This is a genomic window from Desulfonatronospira sp. MSAO_Bac3, from assembly GCF_003838035.1.
Classification (GTDB): domain Bacteria; phylum Desulfobacterota; class Desulfovibrionia; order Desulfovibrionales; family Desulfonatronovibrionaceae; genus Desulfonatronospira; species Desulfonatronospira thiodismutans.
Genome location: NZ_QYZY01000168.1, coordinates 1 through 1263, shown reverse-complemented (window position 1 = coordinate 1263; position 1263 = coordinate 1). Strand labels below are relative to the sequence as shown.

Sequence of the window (1263 nt, the reverse complement as noted above, 5' to 3'; positions counted from 1 at the left end):
TGGTCAGCCTGGAAAGCCTGCGTTTGCGTCCTGTGGATGAGCAGCAGTTCTCCAGGGACAGGATGCTTCCGGCAGAATCAAGGCTGCGGGTCTACAGGGCGCTTACCGCCGAAGAAGAGGCAGCCCTGGAGGATGATTAAGCAATGCCAATAAAAAACAGGGGTGTTTCAAAAACAGTATTTTCCATTGCTTTTATTTTTGTTTTTGTCTTTCCCCTCTCAGCACAAGAAAACGACCGAAGCTCGCCTGACCCGGACTGGATGCAGGTGGAAGCCCCGCAATACAACCCGGAAGGGCTGCAGGATCCCTTTGTCCCTTTTGTCATGCCGGAAGAGCCGCCTGATGCGCTTCCAGCTCTTGAACGTCTAAGGCCCCTGACTCCCTTGGAGCGTGTGGAACTGGGGCAGTTGAGGCTTGTAGGCACCATGCAGCCCCCGGAGCAGGAAATAATGGCCATGGTGGAAATGCCCGACGGAAAAGGCTTCATGCTGCACAAGGGTACCAGGATAGGCCCCAACCAGGGAGAGGTGCTGGAAATACACCCGGACAGGGTATTGGTCAGAGAATATATTCAGGGAGCTTACGGAATCGAGGAAAGCTTAAGCACCCTGAAACTCCGACCGGGAGACAGTGATTGATATGCTTAAAAAGAACCTGATGTTGCTATCAGCCTTGCTTATGCTCACAGCCGGTTTTGCTTTGCTGATTTCGCAGAGCGCCCTGGCCGAAACGCCCCCCGAGGACCTGAATGCACAGAATACCATCCAGGAAATCGATTTCTGGGTGGATCAGGACAAGACCCTGCATGTACAGCTTCTAGGACAGGGACCTTTCAGCCATACAGTCACAGACAGGGAACAGGACCGCATGCACATACTTTTGCCGGAAAGCAGAGCAGCGGAAAAACTGGTCCGGCTGTACCGCCTGAACGAAATGGATACCTCCTTGAAATCTCTTTTGTTGAGAAACACTGATGAGGGGGCCTTACTTACCTGGGTCTGGTCCAGTGAGCCGGACTTCAGCGTCCAGGAGGCTGAAGATGAACTACTGTTTCAGATTGCTCCGGGCAGTGATGCTCCCGGGGCTGCTCCAGCCGGAGCCGGACTGGCCACACTGGAGCAGGAAGCAGGAGAGCTGATGCAGGACTCTCTTTTTCCAGGCATGCGGGAAGAATACACTGGTGAGCCGGTATCCATAGATTTGCAAAACGCTGAGGTGGAACATGTTCTGCGCCTCATCACCCACCACACGGAATACAATCTC

2 protein-coding genes are annotated in these 1263 nt (G+C 53.7%); both read left to right on the top strand.

Annotated features, from left to right (window positions below; all coding sequences use genetic code 11):
- Positions 1-143 precede the first annotated feature (143 nt).
- Positions 144-638, top strand: a complete 495-nt coding sequence (locus D5S03_RS05585; protein ID WP_287042952.1) for a pilus assembly protein PilP — start codon at positions 144-146, stop codon at positions 636-638.
- A 61-nt stretch (positions 639-699) separates the two neighbouring features.
- A partial coding sequence (locus D5S03_RS05580; protein WP_287042951.1) for a hypothetical protein occupies positions 700-1263 on the top strand: 564 nt, incomplete at its 3' end.

Bases quoted from the DNA above. Each gene is read 5' to 3' on its own strand.
- D5S03_RS05585 (WP_287042952.1), top strand. From the start codon at position 144: ATGCCAATAAAAAACAGGGGTGTTTCAAAAACAGTATTTTCCATTGCT.